18 protein-coding genes are annotated in these 18,767 nt (G+C 59.1%); 10 read left to right on the forward strand and 8 right to left on the reverse strand.

The window, feature by feature from the left end; genetic code table 11:
* The 3 genes from PMI36_RS15145 to PMI36_RS15135 all read right to left on the reverse strand — a co-directional run bounded on the left by PMI36_RS15145 (position 1) and on the right by PMI36_RS15135 (position 3,387).
* Complete coding sequence (locus PMI36_RS15145; RefSeq protein ID WP_008072084.1) at positions 1-1,098, reverse strand: amino acid ABC transporter permease; 1,098 nt, start codon at positions 1,096-1,098, stop codon at positions 1-3.
* A 10-nt stretch (positions 1,099-1,108) separates the two neighbouring features.
* Positions 1,109-2,290, reverse strand: a complete 1,182-nt coding sequence (locus PMI36_RS15140) for an amino acid ABC transporter permease (RefSeq protein WP_008072087.1) — start codon at positions 2,288-2,290, stop codon at positions 1,109-1,111.
* Between the two features lie 65 nt (positions 2,291-2,355).
* Positions 2,356-3,387: an amino acid ABC transporter substrate-binding protein gene (locus tag PMI36_RS15135; protein WP_008072088.1), complete on the reverse strand. Its 1,032-nt coding sequence runs from the start codon at positions 3,385-3,387 to the stop codon at positions 2,356-2,358.
* Positions 3,388-3,856: 469 nt separating this feature from the next.
* Between PMI36_RS15135 and PMI36_RS15130 the strand changes: the two genes are divergently transcribed.
* From PMI36_RS15130 to PMI36_RS15110, 5 genes are all read left to right on the forward strand, one after another.
* Entirely contained in the window at positions 3,857-4,513 is a 657-nt protein-coding gene (locus tag PMI36_RS15130) for an alpha/beta hydrolase (protein ID WP_008072090.1), read from the forward strand.
* An 85-nt stretch (positions 4,514-4,598) separates the two neighbouring features.
* Positions 4,599-6,086 carry an ATP-dependent RNA helicase RhlB gene (rhlB, locus tag PMI36_RS15125; RefSeq protein WP_008072091.1) on the forward strand — a complete coding sequence of 496 codons (1,488 nt, stop codon included), beginning with the start codon at positions 4,599-4,601 and terminating at the stop codon, positions 6,084-6,086.
* A 139-nt stretch (positions 6,087-6,225) separates the two neighbouring features.
* Positions 6,226-7,173 (forward strand): ornithine cyclodeaminase family protein, encoded by a 948-nt coding sequence (locus tag PMI36_RS15120; protein ID WP_008072092.1) that lies wholly within the window; start codon positions 6,226-6,228, stop codon positions 7,171-7,173.
* A 149-nt stretch (positions 7,174-7,322) separates the two neighbouring features.
* Positions 7,323-8,450, forward strand: a complete 1,128-nt coding sequence (locus tag PMI36_RS15115; protein ID WP_008072093.1) for an NAD(P)/FAD-dependent oxidoreductase — start codon at positions 7,323-7,325, stop codon at positions 8,448-8,450.
* Between the two features lie 92 nt (positions 8,451-8,542).
* Complete coding sequence (locus tag PMI36_RS15110; protein WP_008072094.1) at positions 8,543-9,184, forward strand: helix-turn-helix transcriptional regulator; 642 nt, start codon at positions 8,543-8,545, stop codon at positions 9,182-9,184.
* A gap of 124 nt (positions 9,185-9,308) precedes the next feature.
* On the opposite strand, the gene PMI36_RS15105 is transcribed toward PMI36_RS15110, so the two are convergent.
* Positions 9,309-10,085, reverse strand: a complete 777-nt coding sequence (locus tag PMI36_RS15105) for an ABC transporter substrate-binding protein (protein WP_007905477.1) — start codon at positions 10,083-10,085, stop codon at positions 9,309-9,311.
* 234 nt (positions 10,086-10,319) lie between these two features.
* On the reverse strand, positions 10,320-11,501 hold the full coding sequence (hmpA, locus tag PMI36_RS15100) for an NO-inducible flavohemoprotein (protein ID WP_008072095.1): 1,182 nt from the start codon (positions 11,499-11,501) through the stop codon (positions 10,320-10,322).
* Between the two features lie 147 nt (positions 11,502-11,648).
* Between hmpA and norR the strand changes: the two genes are divergently transcribed.
* From norR to PMI36_RS15075, 5 genes are all read left to right on the forward strand, one after another.
* The gene (gene norR / locus PMI36_RS15095; protein ID WP_008072096.1) at positions 11,649-13,202 is read left to right on the forward strand and encodes a nitric oxide reductase transcriptional regulator NorR; all 1,554 of its coding nucleotides are present in this window, start codon (positions 11,649-11,651) and stop codon (positions 13,200-13,202) included.
* Positions 13,203-13,392: 190 nt separating this feature from the next.
* Positions 13,393-14,295: a chemotaxis protein CheV gene (locus PMI36_RS15090; RefSeq protein ID WP_008072097.1), complete on the forward strand. Its 903-nt coding sequence runs from the start codon at positions 13,393-13,395 to the stop codon at positions 14,293-14,295.
* A 27-nt stretch (positions 14,296-14,322) separates the two neighbouring features.
* Positions 14,323-14,781: a GNAT family N-acetyltransferase gene (locus PMI36_RS15085; protein WP_032830406.1), complete on the forward strand. Its 459-nt coding sequence runs from the start codon at positions 14,323-14,325 to the stop codon at positions 14,779-14,781.
* 177 nt (positions 14,782-14,958) lie between these two features.
* Positions 14,959-15,285, forward strand: coding sequence for a hypothetical protein (locus PMI36_RS15080; protein WP_008072099.1), 327 nt, complete (start codon positions 14,959-14,961; stop codon positions 15,283-15,285).
* A gap of 83 nt (positions 15,286-15,368) precedes the next feature.
* Positions 15,369-16,118: a YkgJ family cysteine cluster protein gene (locus PMI36_RS15075; RefSeq protein WP_008072100.1), complete on the forward strand. Its 750-nt coding sequence runs from the start codon at positions 15,369-15,371 to the stop codon at positions 16,116-16,118.
* Between the two features lie 53 nt (positions 16,119-16,171).
* Here the strand turns inward: PMI36_RS15075 and PMI36_RS15070 are convergent, their stop codons facing one another.
* From PMI36_RS15070 to PMI36_RS15060, 3 genes are all read right to left on the reverse strand, one after another.
* Complete coding sequence (locus tag PMI36_RS15070) at positions 16,172-17,314, reverse strand: transporter substrate-binding domain-containing protein (RefSeq protein WP_008072101.1); 1,143 nt, start codon at positions 17,312-17,314, stop codon at positions 16,172-16,174.
* 142 nt (positions 17,315-17,456) lie between these two features.
* Positions 17,457-17,714: a hypothetical protein gene (locus PMI36_RS15065; RefSeq protein ID WP_007905458.1), complete on the reverse strand. Its 258-nt coding sequence runs from the start codon at positions 17,712-17,714 to the stop codon at positions 17,457-17,459.
* A gap of 166 nt (positions 17,715-17,880) precedes the next feature.
* Positions 17,881-18,243 carry a DUF6124 family protein gene (locus PMI36_RS15060; RefSeq protein ID WP_008072102.1) on the reverse strand — a complete coding sequence of 121 codons (363 nt, stop codon included), beginning with the start codon at positions 18,241-18,243 and terminating at the stop codon, positions 17,881-17,883.
* Between the last annotated feature and the right edge of the window lie 524 nt (positions 18,244-18,767).

Consider the following 18,767-nt stretch of genomic DNA (forward strand, 5'->3'; position numbering starts at 1 on the left):
CTAACGCTTGTGGCCAGTGTCGAGCTTGCGTTCCAGATGCATGGAATAGCGCGACATACCAAAACAGAAAATCCAGAACACCAGGGCCGCGAACACATAGCCTTCAGTGGCCATGCCCAGCCATTTCGGGTCGGCGGCGGCTTGCTTGACGCTGTTGAGCAGATCGAACAGACCGATGATGATCACCAGGCTCGTATCCTTAAACAGCGCAATGAAGGTATTGACGATGCCAGGGATCACCAGCTTCAGGGCTTGCGGCAGAATCACCAGGCCCATGCTGCGCCAGTATCCGAGGCCCATCGCTGCAGCCGCTTCGTACTGACCTTTGGGGATCGCTTGCAGACCGCCACGCACCACTTCAGCGATGTAGGCCGACTGGAACAGGATCACACCAATGAGCGCGCGCAGCAGTTTGTCGAAGTTCATGCCTTCGGGCAGGAACAACGGCAACATCACCGAAGACATGAACAGCACCGTGATCAACGGCACGCCGCGCCAGAATTCGATGAAGGTCACGCAGACCACGCGAATCGCCGGCATGTTCGAACGCCGGCCCAGGGCAAGAACGATACCCAGCGGCAGTGCGCCGACGATACCGACGGTAGCGATCACCAGGGTCAGCATCAGGCCGCCCCACTGGCTGGTCGCCACTTCGGTCAGACCGAACCATCCACCGTGCAACAAGACGTAGGAAATGATCGGATAGAGCACCAGAAAGCTCAGGCCGTAGATTGCCTTGTGTGGAACGCGTGCGATGAACAACGGCGCCACGCCAATCACCGCCAGCCACACGGTCAGGTCTACGCGCCAGCGCAGGTCTGTCGGGTAGTAACCGTACATGAACTGGCCGAAGCGCTGCTGGATGAACACCCAGCAGGCGCCGTCCTTGGTGCAATCGGCGCGAGTAGTGCCGACCCAGTTGGCATCGAGAATCGCCCAGCTCACGACAGGCGGAACTATCAGGTAAATCAGATAGAACGCGAACAGTGTCAGCAGGGTGTTGATCCAGCTGGAGAACATGTGCGCCCGCATCCACGCCACGACACCGATGCTGCTGCTCGGTGGTGGCATATCGGGTTTGAAAGTATGAGTCGTCATGCGCTTTTCCTTACCGCTCGATCAGCGCAATGCGCTTGTTGTACCAGTTCATCAGCAGGGAAATGCTGATACTGATCGCCAGGTACACGCTCATGGTGATGGCAATGACTTCGATCGCCTGCCCGGTCTGGTTCAGCACCGTACCGGCAAACAACGACACCATCTCCGGATAACCGATACCGGCCGCCAGCGAGGAGTTTTTCGCCAGGTTCAGGTATTGGCTGGTCAGCGGTGGAATGATCACGCGCAGGGCTTGCGGGATGATCACCTTGCGCAGGGTCGGACCGTTGCGCAATCCCAACGAGTGGGCCGCTTCGGTCTGGCCGTGGCTGACCGACTTGATACCCGAACGCACGATTTCGGCGATGAACGCTGCGGTGTACACCGTCAGGGCCAGGGTCAGCGCCAGCAGTTCCGGGATCAGCACCCAGCCACCGACGAAGTTGAAGCCCTTGAGCTCCGGCATTTCCCAGTGCAGTGGCGCGCCGAAGATCAAGGCACACAGCGCAGGGATCAGCAGGAACAGCGCCAGGCCTGCCCAGAATTTATGGAACGGTACGCCGGTCGCTTCGAAACGTTTGGTCGCCCAGCGGCTCATCAGCACGATCGCGACGATAGCCACGACGATGCTCGCCACAAATGGCCAGAAACCGTCTGCCGCCAACGCTGCGGGCATGTTCAGGCCGCGGCTGCTGACGAAGAAGGTGTCGCCGAAGTTATGGCTGTTGCGTGGCCCCGGCATGGTCAGGAACACGGCGAAGTACCAGAACAGGATTTGCAGCAACGGCGGAATGTTACGGAAGACCTCTACATACACCGTCGCCAGCTTGGCAATGATCCAGTTCTTAGACAGCCGTGCCACACCGACGATGAAACCGAGGATCGTCGCCAGGATTACACCGATAAAGGTGACCAGCAGGGTGTTGAGCAAACCGATGACGAACACACGGGCATAGCTGTCCGATTCGGTGTAGTCGATCAGGTGCTGAGCGATGCCGAAACCGGCACTGCGCTCAAGAAAGTCGAAACCCGAGGTAATGCCCCGGTGCTGAAGGTTGGTTTGCGTGTTGTCGAACAGGTACCAACCCATCCCGACCACGGCGACAACCGTGATGATCTGAAACAGCCACGCACGCACTCGTGGATCGCTGAGGCTGAGCCTCTGCTTAGGTGCGCCGATTGAATTTTGCATGAAGTGCCCCGGAAATAATGGAACAGAACATCACCCGGTGGTTGGCCCACCGGGTGATAGAACCATCAGCGCACTGGTGGTGCGTATTGAATGCCGCCAGCGTTCCACAGCGCGTTCAGGCCGCGGTCGATTTGCAGCGGAGTATCCTTGCCGAGGTTGCGCTCGAACATCTCGCCATAGTTGCCGACTTGCTTGACGATCTTCACGACCCAGTCTTTCGGCAGTTTCAGGTCTTTACCGTATTCACCGTCAGCGCCCAGCATACGAGCGACGTCAGGGTTCTTGGTGGACTTGGCTTCGGCTTCGACGTTCTTCGAAGTCACGCCTGCTTCTTCAGCATTGAGCAGGGCGTAGCCAGTCCAACGCACGATGGCCAGCCACTCGTCATCGCCATTACGCACGACCGGGCCCAGGGGCTCCTTGGAAATGGTTTCCGGCAGAACCACGTAGTCCTTCGGCGAAGCCAGCTTGCTGCGCTGGGCGAACAGCTGGGACTTGTCGGAGGTCAGCACGTCGCAACGACCGGATTCCAGCGACTTGGCGCTTTCATCGGAGGTGTCGAAAGTGATCGGGGTGTATTTCAGGCCATTGGCGCGGAAGTAGTCGGAGACGTTCAGCTCAGTGGTGGTACCGGCCTGGATGCAGATGGTTGCACCGTCCAGTTCCTTGGCACTTTTCACGCCCAGCTTGTTGTTAGCCAGGAAGCCGATGCCGTCGTAGTAGGTGATGAAGCCTGGAAACTTCAAGCCCATGCCCGCGTCACGAGAGCTGGTCATGGTGGAGTTGCGCGACAGCACGTCGATTTCGCCGGATTGCAGAGCAGTGAAACGCTCCTTGGCATTCAACTGGCTGAATTTGACCTTGGTCGCGTCGCCGAATACGGCAGCGGCCACAGCGCGGCAGAAGTCAGCATCGATACCAACGATCTTGCCGGTAGAGTCCGGAACCGAGAAGCCCGGCAGACCATCACTTACGCCGCACTGTACGAAACCTTTCTTCTGCACTGCATCCAGGGTTGCACCCGCCTGAGCGAACCCACTGACACCGAGTACTGCGGCTGCAGTCACGATGGCCAGGGTGGATTTCAACATCTTCATTCAAACCTCCAGTTTTGCTCTTGTTGTGTCGGAGCTTGAGCCCTGTCGCACCCTTTTGAGGCGTTGCTGACCCGTGTTGGCTTTTTTTAGGGTCAACCGACGTAAGGACCGTCGCTATGAGTCTAGTAGGAGAAAATCCACATCATGGATAACTCACTTCTCACCAATCGGCCGAACGGGCTGTAGCCCTTTCACGTTCGCGAAGCCCGTAGCGGCCACTGGCGAACATCCATCACCGGATTCTTTGCTATCCCATCACCAGCCATACACTGATAGTGTTACCGCCAGGTATGAGAATGGTTGCACAGGCTTCCCCATAGCAAAGCCCGTACCAGACCGCTCGCTAAAGCGATTCAGCGCAAGGTCAATAGCAAAACTTTCAACCTTGCGACATCTTCTTAACTGATCAACCTATTGCGCACTCGCACCTCGCACTTAATGAGAGCGCACGCACAACAATGGAGCAGACATGACCGAGCCCCTGATTCTTCAACCCGTCAAGCCCGCAGACGCCTGCGTCATCTGGCTGCACGGGCTGGGTGCCGACCGCTACGACTTTTTGCCGGTAGCAGAAGCGTTACAGGAAAACCTGCTCAGCACCCGTTTCGTTTTACCCCAGGCCCCGACTCGCGCCGTCACCATTAATGGCGGCTATGAGATGCCAAGCTGGTACGACATATTGGCAATGAGCCCGGCGCGGGCGATCAGCCGCGAGCAGCTGGAGGCATCCGCGCAACGGGTCGTTGATTTGATCGAAGAGCAGAAGGCCGGCGGAATAGACGCCTCGCGCATCTTTCTCGCCGGTTTTTCCCAAGGTGGTGCCGTGGTATTGCACACAGCCTTTCTGAAATGGCAGGGACCCTTGGGCGGCGTACTTGCCCTCTCCACTTATGCCCCGACCTTCAGCGATGAACTGCAGCTTTCCGCCAGCCAGCAACGCATTCCGGTGCTGTCGTTGCACGGCCAGTACGATGACGTTGTACAAAACTCCATGGGCCGGACCGCCTACGAGTATTTAAAGCAACATGGTGTCACCGTGACATGGCAGGAATACCCAATGGGCCACGAAGTGTTACCCGAAGAAATTCGCGACATCGGCGTCTGGCTTGCAGGGCGTTTGCGCTAAAAGCTACCCATTGATCCATCCCACTACGCCGCGTCCGATTCTTGCATTACACTGGCCGGCGTATATTCCTTAACCAATTGATGAGATGACCGTGCTCAAAGCACTCAAGAAAATGTTCGGTAAAAGCGAGACTGAGCAGCTCGCGCCAGTCTCCAGCGCTCCTTCTCATACCCCCAGCCACCGCACCGACGGTAATCAGCCTGGCCGGACCGCAACCGTAGCGGCACCGAAGCACGAGCCGGTGACCACACCGACCGCCCCCACAGCCGAGCCCATCGCCTCTGAGCAGCCGCGCAGCGAAGCCCCGAAACCGGCAAAACCGCGTCGCGAACCCAAGCCAAAAGCGCCGGTTATTCCCTGGAAACTCGAAGACTTCGTCGTAGAGCCCCAGGAAGGCAAAACCCGCTTCCACGATTTCAAACTCGCCCCCGAACTGATGCACGCAATTCAGGACCTGGGCTTCCCCTATTGCACGCCGATCCAGGCACAGGTGCTTGGCTTCACCCTCGCGGGCAAAGACGCCATCGGTCGCGCCCAGACCGGCACTGGCAAAACCGCCGCGTTCCTGATTTCGATCATCACTCAGCTGCTGCAAACCCCGCCGCCCAAAGAGCGCTACATGGGTGAACCGCGAGCACTGATCATCGCCCCGACCCGGGAACTGGTGGTACAGATCGCCAAGGACGCAGCCGACCTGACCAAGTACACCGGCCTTAACGTCATGACATTTGTCGGCGGCATGGACTTCGACAAGCAACTCAAGCACCTCGAAGCCCGTCACTGCGACATCCTCGTGGCCACTCCGGGCCGTTTGCTCGACTTCAACCAGCGCGGCGACGTGCATCTGGACATGGTCGAAGTGATGGTGCTGGACGAAGCCGACCGGATGCTCGACATGGGTTTCATCCCGCAAGTGCGTCAGATCATTCGCCAGACTCCGCCGAAGAACGAGCGCCAGACGCTGCTGTTCTCCGCGACCTTCACCGAAGACGTGATGAACCTCGCCAAGCAATGGACCACCGACCCGTCGATCGTCGAGATCGAAGCGCAGAACGTGGCCAGCGAAAACGTCGAGCAACACATCTATGCGGTGGCCGGTGCCGACAAATACAAACTGCTCTACAACCTGGTCAACGATAACGGCTGGGAACGGGTCATGGTCTTCGCCAACCGCAAGGACGAAGTGCGGCGCATCGAAGAACGCCTGGTACGTGATGGCGTCAATGCGGCGCAACTGTCGGGCGATGTGCCGCAGCACAAGCGCATCAAGACCCTGGAAGGTTTCCGCGAAGGCAAGATCCGCGTGCTGGTGGCCACCGATGTGGCCGGTCGCGGCATTCACATTGACGGCATCAGCCACGTGATCAACTTCACCCTGCCGGAAGTCCCGGACGACTACGTGCACCGCATCGGTCGTACCGGCCGTGCCGGCGCGGATGGCGTGTCCATCAGTTTTGCCGGTGAAGACGACTCCTACCAGCTACCGTCCATCGAGGCGTTGCTGGGTCGCAAGATCAGTTGTGAAACGCCACCGACGCATCTGCTGCGGGCGGTTGAGCGCAAGCGCCCGTAACTCGGGCCTTTCAGAAAGAGGCGCAGCCGGCAACGGACTGCGCTTTTTTTTCGTCCGGCTTTTTTCAACAGGACTTGCTAGAGACAACTAAAAGTCCATAATGGACAAATTAGTTTACTTTCAGCGCCCGGAGCCGACCATGCCCAGCACGCCTTACGTGATCACCCAACCTCAAGCCCGCGAACTGCTGGCACACGTTGACGTGCCGCAGATCCTGCGCAAGCTGTTCCGCGACCTGGCCGCCGGGCAAGCCGTGCAGCCGGCGCAACAGCTGGTGGAATTCCCGCAGGGTGCCGGGGACTTCATCAACTACCTGGGTGTGCTGGCCGAAGACGGGGTCTATGGCGTCAAGACGTCTCCCTACATCGTGCGCGAACAGGGCCCGTTGGTGACCGCCTGGACGCTGCTGATGTCGATGCAGACCGGCCAGCCGCTGCTGCTCTGCGATGCCGGTGAATTGACCACGGCTCGCACCGCCGCGACGACGGCGGTGGCGGTCGATGCCCTTGCTCCATTGAAGGCCCGTCGACTGGCAATTATCGGCAGCGGTAACGTGGCCCAGGCGCACCTGCACTACGTCAAGGGCCTGCGGGACTGGCAAAGCATCAGCCTTTATTCCCCAAGCCTGAACGGCAAGAATCCCGAAGCGCTGGCACAGCTTAAAAGCCTCGATCCACGGCTGACCCTCGTCGACAGTTGCGAAGCCGCGATTCAGGACGCGGACGTGATCATGCTTTGCACCTCATCCGCCGGCCCGGTGATCGACCCGTCAATTTTGAGCAAACCGGCGCTGATCACCTCCATCAGCACCAACGCCCCACGCGCCCATGAAGTGCCTCCACAAAGCCTCAATGACATGCAGGTGTTCTGTGACTATCGTCAAACCACTCCGGGCTCGGCCGGCGAAATGCTGATCGCCGGTGAGCAGCATGGCTGGGACAAGCGTTCGATTGTCGGCGACCTGCCCGACTTGCTCAGCGAAAAAGTCCAGCGCCCCGACTACGACCGCCCGGTGTTCTTCCGCTCCATCGGCCTGGGCCTGGAAGACATCGCACTGGCCAATGCCCTCTATCGCCTACAGCACTAACACCACAAACCTGTAGGAGCTGCCGAAGGCTGCGATCTTTTGATCTTGCCTTTAAAAAGCAAAGTCAAAAGATCGCAGCCTCGTTTCACTCGTCAGCTCCTACAGGGGAATTCCACAATTTCGGCATTTGCGCCCCACAGGAGACGTTCATGAGCCAGGCAGATTTCATCATCATCGGCGGCGGGATTGCCGGCGCTTCCACCGGTTTCTGGCTGTCGCAGCACGGGCGGGTGATTGTGCTCGAACGCGAATCCCATCCGGCCTATCACTCCACCGGACGCTCGGCAGCGCTGTTCACCGCCGCCTACGGTACACCGCAGGTTCGGGCATTGACTCAGGCCAGCCGCGACTTCTTCGACGCTCCACCGCCCGGTTTCTGCGAACACCCATTGCTGACCCCGCGCGGCGAGATGACCGTCGACTTCACCGGCGATCCAGCCGAGCTGAGCAATCAATACCTGAGCGCCAAAGCCACGGTGCCAGAAATGCAACAGCTGAGCGCCGACGAAGCCTGTGCGCGCCTGCCAATCCTGCGTCGGGAAAAAGTCCATGGCGCAATCTACGACCCGACTGCCAGCGACATCGATACCGACGCCCTGCATCAGGGCTATTTGCGCGGTATCCGGCGCAATAAAGGTGAAGTTCATACCGACAGCGAAGTGTTGAGCCTGAGCCGTGATGTCGAAGGGCAATGGCAGGTTCAAACCAACACTCAGACTTTCAGCGCCCCGATCATCATCAACGCCGCCGGTGCCTGGGCCGACAAGATTGGCGAACTGGCCGGCGCCCGACCTCTGGGCGTGCAGCCCAAGCGCCGGGCAGCCTTTATCTTTGCCGGCCCCGAGGGCCTGGATATCCACGACTGGCCAATGCTGGTCAGCCTCGATGAATCCTTCTATATGAAGCCCGACGCTGGCATGTTCCTCGGCTCACCGGCCAACGCCGACCCGGTAGAACCGCACGACGTGCAGCCCGAAGAACTGGACATCGCCATGGGCATCTACCAGATCGAAGAAGCCACGACCCTGACCATTCGCCGTCCGACCCGCACCTGGGCCGGCCTGCGCAGTTTCGTGCGCGACGGGGATTTGCTGTCCGGCTTCGATCAGCAGGTGCCAGGACTATTCTGGGTCGCGGCGCAAGGCGGCTACGGCATCCAGACGTCGCCGGCCATGGGTCAGGCCAGCGCTGCACTGGTACGCGGTGAAGCCTTGCCCGAGCAGCTCACCCGTTTCGGCCTGGACGCCGAGATGCTCTCCCCCGCCCGCCTGAGCTGATCCTGCCCGTCAGGTGACGTGTCCACACGATTGCGGCAAACTTCCAGTGCCCATTTTTAACGGGGCACTGACGCTGCCTGGAGTTCCACTGTATGAACGCACCTGAAAAAAACTCGGCACTGGACGCTACGTCCATGGACAACTTCCGCGCGATTGCCGATGCCATCGCCACGTTGTTCTTCCCTCATGCCGAGGTGGTGCTGCACGACCTGCGTACGCAAAAGGTCGATTACATCGCCAACAACCTGTCCAAACGGGAAATCGGCGACGACTCGTCGCTGGAAGACATGCTCAGCGAAGACGTCAGCGAACGAAACATCGGGCCGTACGAAAAGCTCAACTGGGACGGCCAGAAGATTCGCAGCCTCAGCAGCGTGCTGCGCGACAGCGAGGGTCGTCCGCTGGCGGTGCTGTGCATCAACCTGAATATCTCGCTGTTCGAGAACGCGAAAGCGGCGCTGGATTTGTTCCTGTCGCCAACCAAGCTGATCCCGCAACCGGACTCACTGTTTCGCGATGACTGGCAGGAACGGATCAACACCTTTCTGCACGCCTGGTTGCGCGAGCGTCAGCTGAGCCTGAACGTGCTGACCCGCGATCACAAACGCGAACTGGTGCTGGCGCTGCACGCCGAAGGCGCCTTCAAAGGCAAAAGCGCCTCCAACTATGTGGCCAATGTGCTGAACATGGGCCGGGCGACGGTGTACAAGCATTTGAAGGAATTGAAGGGTTAGGCCCTGGGATTTTGGCTGTCTGGCGGGGCCCCTTCGCGAGCAAGCCCGCTCCCACATTCAATCGCATTTCTTCAGGAAGAACTCGATCAACTGTGGGAGCGGGCTTGCTCGCGAAAGCGATTAATCAATCGCCGTAAATATCCGACTTGAAATACTTCTGCGAAATCTTCTGATACTCGCCATTGGCGCGAATCTCGTCGATCGCCTTGTTCAGATCCGCCACCAACTGCGTATTCCCCTTGCGCACGGCAATCCCGGCGCCCTCACCCACGTATTTCGGGTCTTTCAATTCCGGCCCGACAAACGCATAGCCCTTGCCACGCGGCATCGACAGAAAGTCATTCAGTGGAATGGTGTCGGCAAAAATCGCATCAAGGCGACCGGCTGCCAGGTCCATGTAGATTTCTTCGTTGTTGCCGTAACGCTTGACGTTGATGCCCTTGGGTTCAAAGACCTCGGTAGCGTAACGGTCAGTGGTGGTTGCGCGCTGCACGCCGATGTTCTTGCCCTTGAGGCTGGCGTACTGATCATCCACTACCGCGCCGTCCTTCATCACCAGACGCGATGAGGTGAAGTAGTACTTGTGGGTGAAGTCCACCGACTTCTTACGGTCTTCGTTAATGGTCATGGACGACAGCGCCATGTCGATTTTCTTCACCTTCAGGGAAGGAATCAGACCGTCGAACTCGCCTTCGACCCACACACACTTGACCTTCATCTGCGCGCACAGGGCATTGCCGATGTCGTAGTCGAAGCCGACAATCTCGCCTTTGTCGGTTTTGGACGCGAACGGCGGATAAGCCGCTTCGATACCGATACGCAGGTCTTTCTCGGCGGCAAACAAGCTACTGCACGCCAACAGGCTCAGGGCCAGACCGGTGATGAGGGGGAATTTCTTCATATTCGTTCTCTCGCGGGTTGTTGTTGGTTTGGCAAGACAGAAGAAAAAGCTGAAACGGGGGAAACCTTTTTGTACTTAGAATTCCATACTGGACTTTTATGTATTTTCCGTCAATCAGGTAGGCAGCGTCATACCCGGCCTCTGGTCGGGTGCTCGCCAAATGTAAAAAAGGCCGGGTCGGTGCTTCGCGAACAAGCGAAACACTGACCCGGCCCTCAGGAACCGCCCAGAGCGTTATTCCAGCGCGGCAGCCGGCCCGAAGAACTCGTAACGGCTCTGCTTCTCCGGTACACCCAAAGCCTTGAGGTGACGCTTGATCGCCGCCATGAAGCCTTTAGGCCCCAGGAAGTACGCATCCACATCACGCTGTTCCGGCAACCACTCGCCAAGTTGTTCCTGGCTCAACAGGCCAACCTTGTCCGCCGCCGGGCTGATGCCATCGTCTTCGGCATAGCAATAAAAACGCTTGAGCTGCGGATGACGCTCGGCCAGGCCATCGATCCAGTCACGGAAAGCATGCACGCTACCGTTGCGCGCACAGTGGATAAAGTGCACCGGCCGCTCGGTCGCCAGCGCCGCTTCGAGCATCGCCAGCGTCGGGGTGATGCCGACGCCGCCACTGATCAGCACCAGCGGTTTATCGCTGGCGGTCAGGGTGAAATCGCCCGCTGGCGGGAACAGCTGGATGCTCGCGCCGACGTGCAGTTGATCGTGCAAATGGTTGGAAGCACGGCCGCCGGTTTCGCGCTTGACGCTGATGCGGTACTGGCCCTTGTTGGCCAGCGCCGACAGCGAATAGTTACGTCGAATTTCTTCGCCATCGAGGATCAGTTTCATGCCGATGTACTGGCCAGGCTCTGCCGCGAGAATCGGCCCCTTGTCCGCCGGTTCGAAGTAGAACGAGATGATTTCCGCGCTCTCCTCGACCTTGGCCACCACGATGAACTCCCGCGCACCACGCCAGCCGCCCGGCGCCTGGGCTTTCTGGTCGTAGATGGTGGCTTCGGCGCCAATCAGGATCTCGGCCAATTGACCGTAGGCCGCGCCCCACGCGCTCATCACTTCAGGCGTGGCAATCTCTTCGCCCAGCACTTCGGAGATCGCTCGCAACAGGCAGCTACCCACGATCGGGTAATGTTCCGGGAGGATTTGCAGGGCCACGTGTTTGTTAATGATCTTGGCCACCAGATCGCCCAACTGATCGAGCTGGTCGATGTGCCGCGCATACATCAATACACCGTTGGCCAGGGCGCGAGGCTGATCGCCGCTGGCCTGGTGGGCCTGGTTGAACAGCGGGCGGACTTCCGGGTATTCGGAGAGCATCATGCGATAGAAGTGAGTGATCAACGCTTCGCCGCCGCTTTCCAGCAACGGCACGGTGGACTTGACGATGGCACGGTCTTGAACGCTAAGCATAAGAGCAACCCCTGGGCTTTATATGAATAACCTTTACGTATCAGTTTCCATGCCAACAATTAAAACCTTATAAATCAGTAAGTTAAAAACATAGTAGTCATATCGACACGCGACGTTTTATAGTCACACCGACTACACGGAGTCATTATGACTGCAAAATTACTGCTCACGACGTTGCTGCCCCTGGTCTCCGACCTGTCCCGCGAACTGCCCGAAGGCGAGCGCTACCGGCGCCTGCTCGAAGCCATGCGCGCCCTGCTCCCTTGCGACGCCGCGGCCCTGCTGCGACTCGATGGCGAATGGCTGGTGCCGCTGGCGGTGGACGGGTTGAGCACCGACACCCTCGGCCGACGTTTCAAGGTCAGCGAACACCCGCGCTTCGAAGCGCTGCTCAGCAGCCCCGGCCCGACTCGCTTCGCCGCCGACAGCGATTTGCCCGATCCTTATGACGGCCTGGTCGATGGTCTTCACGATCATCTGGAAGTCCACGACTGCATGGGCTGCCCGCTGTTTATCGACGAGCGCCCGTGGGGTTTGCTGACCCTCGACGCGCTCGACCCTGAACGTTTCGAGCCGATCGAACTGGACGCCCTGCAAGCCTTCGCCAGCCTCGCCGCCGCCACAGTCAACGCCGCCGAGCGCATCGAACGGCTGGCCAACCGCGTCGAGGACGAACATCAGCGCGCCGAGGTTTACCGTCAGGCCAGCGGCCAGCAGAACCGCGAAATGATCGGCCAGAGCAAGACTTACAAACGACTGGTGGAAGAGATCAGCCTGGTGGGCGGCAGCGACCTGACGGTGCTGATCACCGGCGAAACCGGAGTTGGCAAAGAGCTGGTGGCCCAGGCTATCCACGCAGCGTCCCCACGGGCCGATAAACCCATCATCAGCCTCAATTGCGCCGCCCTGCCAGACACGCTGGTGGAGAGCGAATTGTTCGGCCATGTGCGCGGGGCTTTCACCGGCGCGACGAATGATCGGCGCGGCAAGTTCGAGCTGGCCAATGGCGGTACGTTGTTCCTCGATGAAGTCGGCGAACTGTCGCTGACGGTGCAGGCCAAATTGCTGCGAGTGCTGCAGAGCGGGCAGTTACAGCGGCTGGGGTCGGACCAGGAACATCAGGTCGACGTGCGATTGATCGCCGCGACCAACCGTGACCTGGCCGAAGAAGTGCGCAGCGGTCGCTACCGTGCCGACTTCTATCATCGCTTGAGCGTTTACCCGCTGCTGGTGCCCGCACTGCGCGATCGCGGTCGGGATGTGCTGTTGCTCAGCGGCTTCTTCCTGGAGCAAAACCGCTCACGCATGGGCCTCAACAGCCTGCGCCTGACCAGCGATGCGCAAGCGGCATTGTTGGCGTATGACTGGCCAGGGAACGTGCGAGAGCTGGAGCACTTGATTGGCCGCAGTGCGTTGAAGGCGCTGGGCAACTGCAAGCAACGGCCAAAGATTCTCAGCTTGAGCGCCGCGGATCTGGACTTGCCCAATGGCAGCGTTGAACCCGCGCCAGAACCGCTGGTTGCTGCGCCGACGGCTGCATTGATTTCAGGGGATTTGCGTGAGGCCACCGAGCATTATCAGCGCCAACTGATCAGCGCTTGCCTGCAACGGCACCAGAATAACTGGGCCAGCGCGGCGCGGGAGCTGGGTCTGGATCGGGCGAACCTTGGACGGATGGCCAAGCGGTTGGGTATGAAATAAGCCAATATCGCAGCCTTCGGCGGCACGCCAATCCCTTGTAGGAGCTGTCGAGCGAAGCGAGGCTGCGATCTTTTGATCTACCCAACATTTATTGGCACTAAAGCCTGCCCCCGACAAGTCGATAACCCGGCATCGATAGCTGTTGGCGATCTTCACAATCGCCCATCACCTTTTTCCACAGAAGGTTTTTATGTCTTCCAACAAAGCCCGCGCAGATTCACTTTCGCTTCTGCTGTTTACCTTGCGCAGCGGCAAGCTGATGGCGATCAACCTGCTGAAAGTCAGCGAAATCATCCCCTGCCCGCCGCTGACCAAGCTGCCGGAGTCGCACCCCCACGTCAAAGGCATCGCCACCCTGCGTGGCGCATCGCTGTCGGTGATCGACCTGAGCCGCGCCATCGGCGAGCGACCGCTGGAAGACCCGAACGGTGGCTGCCTGATCGTCACCGACGTCAGCCGCTCCAAGCAGGGCCTGCACGTTCAGGCGGTGAGCAAGATCGTCCATTGCCTGACTACCGACATCCGTCCACCGCCCTTCGGCTCCGGTGGCGTGCGCTCGTACATCACCGGCGTGACCTCGGTCGACGGCACGCTGGTGCAAGTGCTGGACATCGAAAAGGTCATCCACGGCATCGCTCCGGCGCAGATCGAAACGGCCCCGACCGAGTTGAGCATGGAAGACGCCGAAGTCCTTGGCAACGCGCGAATCCTGGTGGTCGATGACAGCCAGGTCGCCCTGCAACAATCGGTACACACCCTGCGCAACCTCGGCCTGCAATGCCACACTGCTCGCAGCGCCAAGGAAGCCATCGACTGCCTGCTGGACCTGCAAGGTACCGCCCAGCAAATTAACCTGATCGTCTCGGACATCGAAATGTCGGAAATGGACGGTTATGCCCTCACCCGCACACTGCGCGAAACCCCCGACTTCTCGCACCTCTATGTGTTGCTGCACACCTCGCTGGACAGCGCGATGAACAGCGAGAAGGCCCGACTGGCCGGGGCCAACGCGGTGCTGACCAAATTCTCCTCACCGGAACTGACCAAATGCCTGATCGCGGCGGCCAGGGCCGTCACTGAACAAGGTCACTGAGTTGTGGCCGAGGACTTTTGTTTTCTGATGCGGCGCAACCTCGCAGAGGATGTGCCGCCTTGCACTTGGCCAAATGGCATTGAGTTGACCCAGTACCGTCCTGAACTCGCCGAAGCCGTCCATCACTTGATGGAACTGGGCTATCGAGAAGGTGGCGGTCGCGTACCGGCGCTGGAAGTCTGGCAACAGCGTTTCGAAACCGATCCCGAATACGATCCGTCCCTGTGCTTCATCGCGTTCGATGCCGAAGGAATCGTCGGCGTTGCCCAGTGCTGGACCAGTGCCTACATCAAGAGCCTGGTGGTGCATCCGCGCGCTCAAGGCCTCGGACTTGGCCGTGCATTGCTGCTGAATGCTTTCAATGTGTTTCAGCACCGTCGCGAAGGCTTTGTGGATCTGAAGGTGCTGGAAAACAACCTTCGGGCCCAGCGTTTGTATGAAAGTGCCGGGATGTATGTGGTCCGCCGGGAGCCCGTGCCTGTCTGACACACCGCTTTCGCGAGCAAGCCCGCTCCCACAGTGGTTCGTTGTCGTTCACAGATTCGGTGTACGACACAAATCAACTGTGGGAGCGGGCTTGCTCGCGAAGAGGCCGGCACAACCAACATCGATCCATCAGGCATACTCCGACCTCGGCCACTACACGCCAAGGATGCCCAAACCATGAAAGCCACCACCCTGACCTTCCTCTGCCTCACCGCCCTCGCCACCCAAGCCCACGCTTCCAGCCCCGACGCCTGGGCCGCCTACGACAAAGCCGTGCTCGCCAGTTGCACCAAGGCCAGCGGCCTGAAGAACGCCAAACCCGTCGGCAACGCCGCGCAGTTCGATGACCGGGTCGGTTATACCGCGCTCCTGCTGCAAGGCCAGTCCCCGCAAAAACACATGAAAGGCCAACAAGGCACCGAGCTGTGCCTCTACAACAAGAAAAGCAAAACCGCCTACGTAACCGAGTGGGACTCCATCCGCCCAACAGCAAAAGCGCAGTGACTGGCGCATAACTTGCTTCGGCACAGGCCCTTGCGGTGGCTTTTTGTCGCCATTTCATGCCCTCACAGGTGACTGGCCGTTCAATGAATACAACGTTTTCCTGCGTAGGTTGTGGCAAATGCTGCAACGACCACCACGTGCCCCTGACACTGGCCGAAGCCCGGATGTGGGCGGCCGATGGCGGTCAGGTGATCGTGCTGGTGGAGGCCTTCCTCGCCAATGGCCTGGGCCTGCCCGCGCAGCAACGCGAACACGCCGAACGCCGCTCGGTGGCGGTTCGAAGCGGCGCCTGCGAGGCCCACGTGGCGATCACCTTTGCCGCGTACAACGTCGGCCCCTGCCGGAATCTTGACGAAGACAAACTCTGCCGCATCTACGAACGCCGACCACTGGTGTGCCGCATCTACCCGATGGAAATCAACCCGCACATCCCGCTCAACCCATCTATCAAGGAATGCCCGCCCGAGTCCTGGATAACAGGGCCGGACTTGATCATCGGGGGTGAGCTGGTGGATCAGGAACTGACGGGATTGATCCAGCGCTCCCGTCAGGCCGATCGCGATGAGATTCAGACCAAGGAGGCGATTTGCGCGTTGTTGGGGATTCGGACGACAGCGTTGAAGGGCGATGGATTTACCGCTTATTTGCCGGATGTGAACGCGTTTGCCACGGTTATCGATCAGATTTCAGCGCAATCGCAGATGGAGTCGAGCAGTGATTGGCTGTTTCACGTGTCGGGAGAGGATATTGCCGGGCAAGTGCAGGCGGCGGGTGCACAGGTGGCAACCGATACACCGGTTAGCTATGCGTTTATTTCGTTGCGGGCAGCCTGAAACACCCAACCACTGCACAACTTTAGTTGCACAGTGGCTTGTCTGGTAGTGAGTCAGCGAGCAGCAACCGCAAGGCATTCGACTTCCACCCGAGCATTCGCCAGCAGTTTTTTAGCCGCGAACGTTGTCCGGGCAGGTAGGCGATCGGCTGGGAAAGTGCGGCGGTAAACCGCATTCATGGCATCGAAGTCTTTGATATCGGCAAGTATGACCGTGCATTTGGCCACATGAGCGAGGGAGGAGCCTCGACGTTGCAGTTCGGTGCGCAGGTTCTCCATGGCCTGGGTCATTTGCGGGCCAATCCCGCCCTTGACCAGTTGGCCATCGGCATCCAGACCGAGCATCCCGGAAAGATAAAGGGTCTCACCGGCCTGTACCGCATCGGAAAATGGCAAGCCTTCTTCATTCGGAAAGTAACGTGGTGAATCGGGTACTGCTGGCGGCAAGTAGCGCTCGGTAATCGCTTGGTACTGGCCATTTTGCTTGAGACGCTCAAGGGCTGCATTCAGGTTATCGCGCAAGCGGGTGTCGCTTTTGCGCACGGCCATCGCCACACCATTGCCCAGCATCGGATCGTTGAGGGCAGGACCGGCGAAGTCGAACGCCTGTCCTTGAGGTTGGCTTAGCAACGCTTGAGTGATTTCGATGGAGTCTTGCAGGGTGGCATCGATCTCGCCCGCCAGAAGACTGGCAATCAACTGATCGTTGAATTGAAAACTGCGCACCGTTACGCCCGCGTCCGCCCAACGCGCCTTGGCGAACGCTTCACGACTGGTGCCCGCCAGCACGCCGATACGCTTGCCTTTGAGCGATTGCACATCCGGTTGCAACGTCGCGCCTTTGCGCGCTACCAGACGGCTGCTCAGGGGATAAAGATTGTCGGTGAAATCGACCCGCTCGCGCCGCGCCTGTGTAGCCGTCATCGGCATGATCACGTCGAAGCGGCCGGCTTCAAGGGCATGGAGGTTAGTCGCGTAATCCTGATCGATCCAGACACAGCGGGATTGGAGCTCAGCACACAGTGCGTTGCCCAACTCGATGTTCAATCCGACTAGCTCACCTTTGTCGTTACGGCTCTCGAACGGTGGAACCAGGGCTTCGACCCCGAAGCGGATCTGCGGATCGACCGCAGAGGACACGCAGCCGGTGGTCAGGGCCATCAGAGAGAGCAGGGACAGGGTTTTCAGCAGAGACATCTGGCGACCTTCATCAAAAATTCACAGGGCGTGAATTCTTGATGAATGACAACCGTCTTTCCTAGAGGAGTAATCGCGCGTCCTTGTGGGAACTGTCTCATTGGCGGGAGGAATAGTTACCCGCCAACAAAATACCCGACTATCAGCGTTTACCCATCGAACGACGCGTTCCGGGAGGTGCTGCGCCGGGAGTCTTGGTATGGCCATTCTTCGCGCCATTCTTGTACCAAGGCTGGCTGGCATTCTTCGCCGCAGCCAATTCACCTGGCTTGAACGGAAACTTGAACGCTGGAATCGCCGCTTTGGTTTCGCTGTCTGCGCTGGAGTCGACGCTGTCTGGCAGGTCTGCCTGGTCGTCGCTCAAAGCGTCGGCAACCGGCGGTTGTGTCGGGGAAGTCATGAAAGCTCCGGGTGATGCTTAAAGAGTCGGGCCCGGTAGGCGAGCCGCGAAAGGCGGCAGTATACCTGTGTCGGGAGCCGCAAGCTGCAGTTGGTCAGTCGGGTTTTGTGTTGACCGTCCTGCCGCTATCGCGAGCAAGCTCGCTCCCACATTGTTTGCGGTGTGTCTACGCCGGATCGACGTTATCTAGCGCCCGATTCACTACCAACTCCGCCAGCATGATGACCTGCTGGATCGCCAACGCCGTGTGGCGCTGCGGGCCGGTCAGGTTGTTGGCGAAATCGCTGGCCAGGACACTCGCTGAGGCCAACGATTCACAGGCGTGGGCCAGCAGGCTTTCGGTGCCAGCCCCCGGGACGACCATGAACAGGGTGCTGGGGCGATGGGGCTTTTCGGTGTATTGCGCCGGGGGATCGAGGTAGTAGTCGAGGGCGCGTTTTATGGCTTCGCGGTCTTTGAGTAATTCTTCGGTGCACAGGGTGTCGGGGTTGGATTTGTTGAACTTCGAATCAGAATTATCGTTTTCCATTTGTAGCTCCTAATCTCAATTGGAGCCATCACTTGCCATTATGGTCGTGAGGCTTTCGCCTACTTGTTTCGGGGATCTCACGCCCGGTCGCTGAATGTGCAGCGACAACCAAAGATTAGAGAGCCCGCGTCCGACGGACAACCTGAAAAATGCGTGGGAAAACTCCATGTTTTGACACATCCATTAAACATTCAAAGTGGAGCGCAGAGCGTCCCTGGCAGCATTCCCACGCGGGAGCGTGAGAACGATCAATCCCACGTCTGACACCGAATTCTCGTCTGACACGGATTACTGTAGGAGCTGTCGAGTGAAACGAGGCTGCGATCTTTTGATCTTAAAAAACAACATCAAAAGATCGCAGCCTTCGGCAGCTCCTACGTGGAGTTGTGTACATCCGCGAGGAATTGGTCGGCTGTCAGGCCGCCTTCGCGAGCAAGCCCGCTCCCACAGTTGAATCGTGTACATCTGCGAGAGATTGGTCGGCTGTCAGGCCGCTCCTACAATGGAGCGGCGTGCACCGGCCC

The sequence above is a fragment of the Pseudomonas sp. GM79 genome (assembly GCF_000282495.1).
In the GTDB taxonomy this organism is placed as follows: domain Bacteria; phylum Pseudomonadota; class Gammaproteobacteria; order Pseudomonadales; family Pseudomonadaceae; genus Aquipseudomonas.

Coding starts and splice junctions, on each gene's coding strand:
- PMI36_RS15120 (WP_008072092.1), top strand. CDS start 6,226: ATGCCCAGCACGCCTTACGTGATCACCCAACCTCAAGCCCGCGAACTG.
- PMI36_RS15135 (WP_008072088.1), bottom strand. CDS start 3,387: ATGAAGATGTTGAAATCCACCCTGGCCATCGTGACTGCAGCCGCAGTA.
- hmpA (WP_008072095.1), bottom strand. CDS start 11,501: ATGCTTAGCGTTCAAGACCGTGCCATCGTCAAGTCCACCGTGCCGTTG.
- PMI36_RS15080 (WP_008072099.1), top strand. CDS start 14,959: ATGAAAGCCACCACCCTGACCTTCCTCTGCCTCACCGCCCTCGCCACC.
- PMI36_RS15070 (WP_008072101.1), bottom strand. CDS start 17,314: ATGTCTCTGCTGAAAACCCTGTCCCTGCTCTCTCTGATGGCCCTGACC.
- PMI36_RS15115 (WP_008072093.1), top strand. CDS start 7,323: ATGAGCCAGGCAGATTTCATCATCATCGGCGGCGGGATTGCCGGCGCT.
- rhlB (WP_008072091.1), top strand. CDS start 4,599: ATGACCGTGCTCAAAGCACTCAAGAAAATGTTCGGTAAAAGCGAGACT.
- PMI36_RS15075 (WP_008072100.1), top strand. CDS start 15,369: ATGAATACAACGTTTTCCTGCGTAGGTTGTGGCAAATGCTGCAACGAC.
- PMI36_RS15110 (WP_008072094.1), top strand. CDS start 8,543: ATGAACGCACCTGAAAAAAACTCGGCACTGGACGCTACGTCCATGGAC.
- PMI36_RS15090 (WP_008072097.1), top strand. CDS start 13,393: ATGTCTTCCAACAAAGCCCGCGCAGATTCACTTTCGCTTCTGCTGTTT.
- PMI36_RS15105 (WP_007905477.1), bottom strand. CDS start 10,085: ATGAAGAAATTCCCCCTCATCACCGGTCTGGCCCTGAGCCTGTTGGCG.
- PMI36_RS15065 (WP_007905458.1), bottom strand. CDS start 17,714: ATGACTTCCCCGACACAACCGCCGGTTGCCGACGCTTTGAGCGACGAC.
- PMI36_RS15060 (WP_008072102.1), bottom strand. CDS start 18,243: ATGGAAAACGATAATTCTGATTCGAAGTTCAACAAATCCAACCCCGAC.
- PMI36_RS15140 (WP_008072087.1), bottom strand. CDS start 2,290: ATGCAAAATTCAATCGGCGCACCTAAGCAGAGGCTCAGCCTCAGCGAT.
- norR (WP_008072096.1), top strand. CDS start 11,649: ATGACTGCAAAATTACTGCTCACGACGTTGCTGCCCCTGGTCTCCGAC.
- PMI36_RS15145 (WP_008072084.1), bottom strand. CDS start 1,098: ATGACGACTCATACTTTCAAACCCGATATGCCACCACCGAGCAGCAGC.
- PMI36_RS15130 (WP_008072090.1), top strand. CDS start 3,857: ATGACCGAGCCCCTGATTCTTCAACCCGTCAAGCCCGCAGACGCCTGC.
- PMI36_RS15085 (WP_032830406.1), top strand. CDS start 14,323: ATGCGGCGCAACCTCGCAGAGGATGTGCCGCCTTGCACTTGGCCAAAT.